9 protein-coding genes are annotated in these 6,932 nt (G+C 65.8%); 8 read left to right on the top strand and 1 reads right to left on the bottom strand.

Features of this window, described 5'->3' with window-relative positions; all coding sequences use genetic code 11:
• The first annotated feature begins 13 nt into the window (after positions 1-13).
• The 3 genes from ABZV44_RS15730 to ABZV44_RS15720 all read left to right on the top strand — a co-directional run bounded on the left by ABZV44_RS15730 (position 14) and on the right by ABZV44_RS15720 (position 688).
• Positions 14-232 carry an MbtH family protein gene (locus ABZV44_RS15730; RefSeq protein ID WP_354836456.1) on the top strand — a complete coding sequence of 73 codons (219 nt, stop codon included), beginning with the start codon at positions 14-16 and terminating at the stop codon, positions 230-232.
• Between the two features lie 120 nt (positions 233-352).
• A complete protein-coding gene (locus ABZV44_RS15725; protein ID WP_157184737.1) occupies positions 353-499 on the top strand; it encodes a hypothetical protein in 147 nt (48 codons plus the stop codon).
• 63 nt (positions 500-562) lie between these two features.
• A complete protein-coding gene (locus tag ABZV44_RS15720; RefSeq protein WP_354836454.1) occupies positions 563-688 on the top strand; it encodes a hypothetical protein in 126 nt (41 codons plus the stop codon).
• Positions 689-878: 190 nt separating this feature from the next.
• Here ABZV44_RS15720 and ABZV44_RS15715 read toward each other — a convergent pair whose 3' ends face one another.
• On the bottom strand, positions 879-1,334 hold the full coding sequence (locus ABZV44_RS15715; protein WP_354836452.1) for an ester cyclase: 456 nt from the start codon (positions 1,332-1,334) through the stop codon (positions 879-881).
• Between the two features lie 102 nt (positions 1,335-1,436).
• Between ABZV44_RS15715 and ABZV44_RS15710 the strand changes: the two genes are divergently transcribed.
• The 5 genes from ABZV44_RS15710 to ABZV44_RS15690 all read left to right on the top strand — a co-directional run bounded on the left by ABZV44_RS15710 (position 1,437) and on the right by ABZV44_RS15690 (position 6,929).
• Positions 1,437-2,105: a TetR/AcrR family transcriptional regulator C-terminal domain-containing protein gene (locus ABZV44_RS15710; RefSeq protein ID WP_354836450.1), complete on the top strand. Its 669-nt coding sequence runs from the start codon at positions 1,437-1,439 to the stop codon at positions 2,103-2,105.
• 323 nt (positions 2,106-2,428) lie between these two features.
• Positions 2,429-3,682 carry a cytochrome P450 gene (locus tag ABZV44_RS15705; protein WP_354836448.1) on the top strand — a complete coding sequence of 418 codons (1,254 nt, stop codon included), beginning with the start codon at positions 2,429-2,431 and terminating at the stop codon, positions 3,680-3,682.
• 445 nt (positions 3,683-4,127) lie between these two features.
• Positions 4,128-5,897: an acyl-CoA dehydrogenase gene (locus ABZV44_RS15700; RefSeq protein ID WP_354836446.1), complete on the top strand. Its 1,770-nt coding sequence runs from the start codon at positions 4,128-4,130 to the stop codon at positions 5,895-5,897.
• A gap of 115 nt (positions 5,898-6,012) precedes the next feature.
• Positions 6,013-6,201 (top strand): hypothetical protein, encoded by a 189-nt coding sequence (locus ABZV44_RS15695; protein WP_354836444.1) that lies wholly within the window; start codon positions 6,013-6,015, stop codon positions 6,199-6,201.
• A 524-nt stretch (positions 6,202-6,725) separates the two neighbouring features.
• Positions 6,726-6,929: a hypothetical protein gene (locus ABZV44_RS15690; RefSeq protein WP_354836442.1), complete on the top strand. Its 204-nt coding sequence runs from the start codon at positions 6,726-6,728 to the stop codon at positions 6,927-6,929.
• The last annotated feature ends 3 nt before the right edge of the window (positions 6,930-6,932 follow it).

Raw genomic sequence — 6,932 nt, 5'->3', positions numbered from 1 at the left:
GAAGGCAACCCCAATGAGCAATCCCTTCGATGACGAAAACGCGCAGTTCTACGTACTTGTCAACGAGGAGGCCCAGCATTCGCTGTGGCCGGTGTTCGCCGCCGTCCCCGGTGGCTGGACCGTCGCGCACGGTCCGGCCCGCCGGCAGAGCTGCCTGGACTATGTCGAAGCGCACTGGACCGATATGCGGCCGGCGTCGCTGGTCCAGGCGATGGCGGCCGATCCCGAATAGCCCTGCGGCACACCAGTTCCGCAGCCAATACCCGGGGTCACATCGGCCCCGTGCGGCGGTCCCGAGAAGAAACCACACATCGAGGGGGTCTGTCCGCGTCGTGAAAGAAAGGGAAACACCATGACCACCACTCCTCCCCCCACCGGTGGCGGAACCACCGTCGACATCGGCGCCCTGATGACCCAGGTGCTGCAGTTCCTCGGCGCTGGTTCCACCGCGAGCTACAACCCCAAGGGCCCGAAGGCCAAGCGCCGCAACGCGAAGTAGTTCGCACCGCCGCTACGCGAAGAGATTCGCACTGAAGAAAACAATCTCGAAAGGATTCACCCCATGCCTATCTACACGGGCAGTGGCTTCACCGACCTCCTGCTGGCCTTCGCTCACCTCGTGACTTCTGGATCGTCGACGTCGATCACCCAGCCGGGCGCGGGCACCACCACGCCGCCGGTCGTCTAGGAGGCGCGATGTTCAGCGGCAGTGCAATCAACGACCTCTTCGCGATGATGGCGAAGGCGTTGGGCACCGGCTCCTCGTACACCTTCCCGCCGCAGACCACGACTACCGCGTAGCGGTCGGCCAGGTGTGAAGGCCGCCAGGACATTCCGGTCCTGGCGGCCCCGGGCCCATGACTCGCGGCCGTCGGCGCTCAGTCGACGGCCGGCCAGTCCCAGCCCAGCTGAAGAAACATGCCCAGCCGGTCGCTGACCGCGCGGATCTCGCTGATGCGCGAGTCGGTCAGGGTGAAGATCCAGATCTGCTCGACGTCGCAGGTGCGTCCGGTCGGCTCCGGCATCCGGGCATGCGCGCCGGTGTGGCGGCCGATCACCCGCAGCCGCGCCACGATCCGATCGTCCTCACCGATCAACTCCTGCACCAGGATTCCGCTCTGTTGCTCGTCGACGGCACTGAAGGCCGCGAGCTGCTGACGGAAGCCCTCGATGGCGGCGCCCGGTGCGTCCTCCTCCCCGAAGATCACCTTGTTGTGGTCGATCACCTGCGGGGACAGGTAACGGACCCACTCGGACCCACCCTCGAGGCCGTGGTTGAGCGCGTCGATGAACGCGGTGATGACGGTCTTGTTGTCGGCGACGGTGGTGGTCATGCGGTTTCTCCCTTTCCGATAACTCTTACGTCGTAAGAGTTCGTTGCTGTGGACTATGATTCACTTACGACGTAAGAGTTGTCAACACCGGAAGGAAAACCGATGGCCGCCAAGCGCACCCGAGCCGAACGAGCAGGCATTTCCCGCGAGCAGGTGCTCGACGCGGCGCTCGCCTTCGCCGATCGGGACGGCCTGGCCGCGCTGTCCATGCGCAAGCTCGGCGCCGAACTCGGCGTGGAAGCCATGACCCTGTACCACTACGTCCCGAACAAGGACGCCCTGCTCGACGGCATGGTCGAGCGCGTCATGTCCGAGGCCGACGCCGGATTCACCGACGGCCCTTGGCAATCGGTCCTCGTCGACTACGCCCGCGCCCTGCGGACCGCGCTGCTCGCGCATCCCGGCGCGCTGCCGCTGGTCGCGACCCGGCCCGCGGTGACCCCGAAGACCCTGCACACCGCCGAACGCGGCCTGAAACTATTGGTGGAGGCAGGTTTCGACCTCGGCCCCGCCCTCGACGCCCTGAACGCGCTCACGCTGTTCGTGGTGGCCCACGCCAATTCCGAAGCCCGTACGGCTCCCGTCAACGAGGCGGGCGATCCCGGGTCGGTCGACTACCTGAAAACCCTCGAGCCCGAGGAATTCCCGCTGATCCTGCAGGCGGCACGCACCGGCGCGGGCACCGACGACCGCACCCGTTTCGAGTTCGCCGTAGCGGCCCTCGTCCACGGCTTCGCCGCCGCGGGACTACCGGCGAATCACCGGGTGTGAGAGCGATACCCGCAATCGCAGCCGGTCAGCGTTGCAGTTGCTGCAGGACCAGATGATGCCGGACTCACCGACGTACCGCGCGCTGTTCGACACCGCGGTCACCCAGCCGGGCGTGCAGCCTGCGCCGTTCCCATCGACAGCACTGCCGCCCCCGCGACGACAGCGGCGATTTTCGCCATAATTCTCATGGACACAACGCCTTCCGGCCCGATTCGTGTAACCCGCCCGAAACCTCGTTAACCGGCAGTTTCGAACCTGCGGGCCCTTGGGGGCCGACGCTGCCTTGGGTACTATTCTGCCGCAACCGATTCCAAGGAGACTACGTGTATCCGCAGCACACGCAACAGGGTGCTACCGCCAGCTCGAAGTCGCCGGTCGAGGACATGGGTCCGCGAATCCCGATCTACAGCCAGGAATTCGCCGCCGATCCCCACGGGTACTACCGTCGGATGCGCAGCGACTATGGCGCGCTGGTGCCGGTCGAGATCTGGCCGGGCATACCCGCGACCCTGGTCGTCAAATACGCGACCGCCGTGCGTATTCTCAACGACTCCACTCATTTTCCGGCCGATCCGAGTGCCTGGCAGCGGTCCGTGCCCGCCGATATCCCGATCATGCCGATGATCGAATACCGGCCCAACGCGATTCGCACCAGCGGCCCGGTGCACACTCGCTACCGCAAGGCGCTGAGTGACGCCCTGGCCGGGATCGACCTGAACTCGGTGCGATCCATGGTGGAGCGCACCGCGATCCCCGTGGTCAACACCTTCTGCGCGGACGGACGGGCCGACGTGCTGAGCCAGTACGCCCTCCCGCTGGTCTTCTCGGTCTTCTGTCAGTCACTCGGCTGTCCACCGGACATCGGTCAGCGCGTCGCGGCCGCCAGTGCCGCGATGTTCGACGGCGTGGATACAGAGACCGTGAACGCGAGCATGGGCGAGGCATTGCTCGACCTCACGGCGCTGAAGCGGGCTCAGCCCGGCGACGACGTCACCACCAGACTGGTCCAGCATCCCGCCGGGCTGTCCGACGAGGAGATGGTGCATCAGCTGGTCCTGCTGTTCGCGGCAGGTGTCGAACCGCCCCTGAATCTCATCGCCAACACCCTGCTGCTGATGATGACCGACAGTCGCTTCACCAGTGCCGTACAAGGGATTCCGCTGCCGACGAGCACCGCGATCGGCGAGCGGCTCGCCACCGACCCGCCGATGGCGAACTACTGCATCACCTACCCGCGGCAGCCCACCCTGATCGAGAACGTGTGGCTGCCGGCCGATCAGCCGGTCATCATCAGCATGGCCGCCTGCAACACCGATCCGGAGTTGAACCCGGGCGAATCCCTCGGCAACGCATGGAACCTGGCGTTCAGCTCCGGCGATCACGCCTGCCCTGTGCACGCCCAGTCGTACGGGCGTCTGCTCGCGCAGGAGGTCATCGATCAGCTCCTGGACTTCCTCCCGGAAATCCGATTGGCGGTCGCCGCAGACGATCTGGTGTGGCGGCCCGGCCCGTTCCACCGGGCGCTGACCGAGTTGCCCGTGGTGTTCCCGCCTACTAGGCCGTTTCCCGCTGTGTAGGTGTAGTTTCCGGCCCGTCGGACCCATCGTGGCCTCGCGCTGTGATTGTTCACCGTGAGCCGCGACACGATTTGTGTAACAATACAATCCATGACACGGTCGGTCGAAGGTAGTTCTGCGGCAACGGTGTTGCCGCAGTTCGACGCGGCCGCGATGTCGGCTCATCAGCGGGTATGCACTGCTGCCCAACCGGTACGAACACACCTGCCACCCCGGCGACAGGACCAGATCGGGCAACCGTCGCCGCGGGGACTTCACGTGAAGGTGTGTGGTGCGTCGAACTTTTGACAGGTGATCGCCCGGCTCCCTTTTTCCGGTCCCCGCGGTGTCCGTGTGAGCGTGCGCCAACGGTGGCCCCCGGTGCATCGAAGTTCGGCAGCGATCGCCTCGCATGCCCGGTGGTGGACGAATCGCCGCTGGGATCGTGAATGAGTAGGAGGCGGTTATGGATACGCACGGGCGCAAGGAAGGGAAATCGCTGGCCGAGCTGCTTCGGCACGGTGACCTGGCATTCGACCAGCAGCTGCAGAAGGTGCTCAGCAACCCGGACTACTTCGTCACGGAGCAGCAGAGCCAGGCGGAGCGCCGGCAGAACGCCTACGACCAGCTGCGATATCTGGTCCAGGAGATCGGTAGCACCAGCGATGTCGCTACCCGCCTCCCGCAGCTGTTCGCGGTGTTCGACTGGGCGGCAGTGCTGGCGACGGACCTGATTCCGCTGATCTCGGGCCACTACAACCTGGCCTCGGGCAGCCTCGCCACCCTGACCGATTCCGATTCGGCCGCACCGTATCTGGAGGATCTGGACGACGCCTCCGCCATCGGCGTCATGCTGCTGACCGAGTACGGGTGCGGCTCCAACATCCAGTTCATGCAGACCCGCGCGACCTGGGACGGCGACGGGTTCGTGATCAACACCCCGAACCCGCGGGCGCGCAAATTCATGCCGAGCGTCGGTATCCCGGTGTCCCGGGTCTGCGTCGTCGGCGCCCGCTACATCGACGCGGCGGGCGTCGATCAGGGCGTGCATCTGTTCACGGCGCGCCTGCGCGGCGCCGACGGCGAACCGGCGCCCGGCGTGACGATCACCCAGCTCGACCACCAGCCGCTGGTCATCATGGACAACTCGGTGATCAGCTTCGACAACCTCCGGGTCGAGCGGAGTGCCTGGCTGAGCAACGACCTGGCCACCATCGACGACGACGGCGTGCTGACCTGGCACGACGAGACCAGCCGGAAGCGGGCATTCGCCTCGGCGATCAGTCAGCTCACCGTGGGACGCTTGGCGCTCTCGTCCTGCCTGAACGCCTCCGCCCGCGCCGCGCTCTACATCGCGCTGCGCTACGCCTCCAAGCGGGTGGTGCCGCTGACACCGTTCGACAGTCCGCTCATGGCCGATATCCCGCACGTGCGCGACACCCTGCTCACCGATCTGGCCGGCACCGTCGCCCGCACGATCTACGGGAACGCGATCAAGACATCGCTCGCGGGCAGCGATCTCACCAGTCGCGACACCGTCGTCTCGGTGATGCTGGCCAAGCACTACATCCAGCCGCACGCCCTGCAGTCCGTGACCAACAGCCGCCTCAAGATGGCCGCCCAGGGCATGTTCAGCGCCAACCGGGTCGCCGACTATCTCGGTGTCTGCCACGCGGCCATCACCGGCGAGGGCGACTGCCACGTGCTCGGCTCCGTGGCCGGCCGCGTCCTCGCCAAGCACCTGGCCGGGAAGCCGGTCCCCGAAGTCCGCGTGCACGATGGCGCGGATCCCGGCGACCGCATGAGCCTGTTCAGCGCACGCACTCTGACGATCGTGGAGGAGGCGCAGCACTACCTGACGACGCCGGGGCTCGACGCCCGGCTGGCGATCATTCCGGAGGCGCTGGAGCTGGCCGAGGCGTACAGCGCCGAAGAGGCGCTGCAGCTGCTCCACCAGTATTCCGATCATCCCGAGATCATCGCCGTGCGTGACGTTTTCGCACTGAGCTACCTGGATCAGCACGCCACCTGGTACCTCACTCGCGGCCTGCTCGACATCGACGCTGTGAAGACGATCAAGCAGCAGCTCCGCCTTGCCCTCGACAACCTCGCCGACAACCTACCGACGCTGCTGGACGCGTTCGGTCTCGACGATGAAATTCTCGGCGCGCCGGTCCTTTCCGACGATCTACCGGCCGCGTGGGTATCCCGCATCAACGATCGGCGACGTCCCTGATCCTGCCCAGGCAGGTCCGGATAGGGCGCCGCTCGAGGTGTCCTGTCCGGTAGGACCCGTCGGCCTGGTGGGCCGCGGCCCGCGAGGTCTCGCCCACCGTGCCGGACTGGGGTCGATGCTGTATTCGGCGCCCGGATACTCGCGCGGTAGTGCGCAGCCGGGCGATTTTCTCGCGTTCGGGATGCGCACAGAAGCGGGTGCGCAGTTCGATGGCTATCTCGGTGAGCCGATTGCGTTCCAGTTCCACCGCCGCGTGCATTTCCGCCGCGGTGAGCCGGAGATCTGTGAGCCCCTCGTATTGTGAATGTGCCTCTGCGGCATCAGCAGGGTGGTCGGCGGCGGATTGCCTTCCCGCAGATCGTCGATGAGCCGATCGGCGCTGGTGGCGCGGCCGCTCGCAGCGGCGAGGCGGGCCGGCGCAGTCCGTAACATGATGGCCCCCAAACCAACCGACTGGTCTTCTATGCTGAGTTGGATCGGGCCGAGTACGTGAATCGGTTCGACCATAGGACAGCAATTATTCCGCCGCGACGCGGCCGCAAACGGCGGAAACCGGTGAGTGAATTCGACTCGCGCGTGCAGCTTCAACCATCGGCGAATGTTTGGCAAATATATTTGCTCAGAAGAGAAGCCCTAATCACCACGAAAGAGTCTCGGAAGCGTGGCGGCGAATACTTTTCGGCATGACCGCTACACCGGGATTGCCAATGGTGACCGCAATAAGCAGGAGCGAGGACTACGAGGCCGTGCCTGGCGGCGATCATGCGCGCCGCAGCCCGGCCGCCCGAAGTCACGCAATCGCTGACGGGTAGCTATGAGAGGAAGACCATGAGTCGGAGTGACACGGTCGAACCGAACACCATCGGCCTCTACTGGGACCGCGACGGCGACATCTGGCAGCGGGAGGACGCCGGCTGGCGGCTCATCCTGCAGAGCGGCGTCGCCGTCGATCCGATCTCGCTGTGGGACTGGGACAACGGGCACGTGTGCGACTACGCGCCGTTCACCCCGCTGAAAACCCTGACCGGTTAGCCC

This window comes from Nocardia sp. NPDC004860 (assembly GCF_040609015.1).
GTDB lineage: Bacteria > Actinomycetota > Actinomycetes > Mycobacteriales > Mycobacteriaceae > Nocardia.
This window is presented reverse-complemented; position numbering and strand designations above follow the sequence as displayed.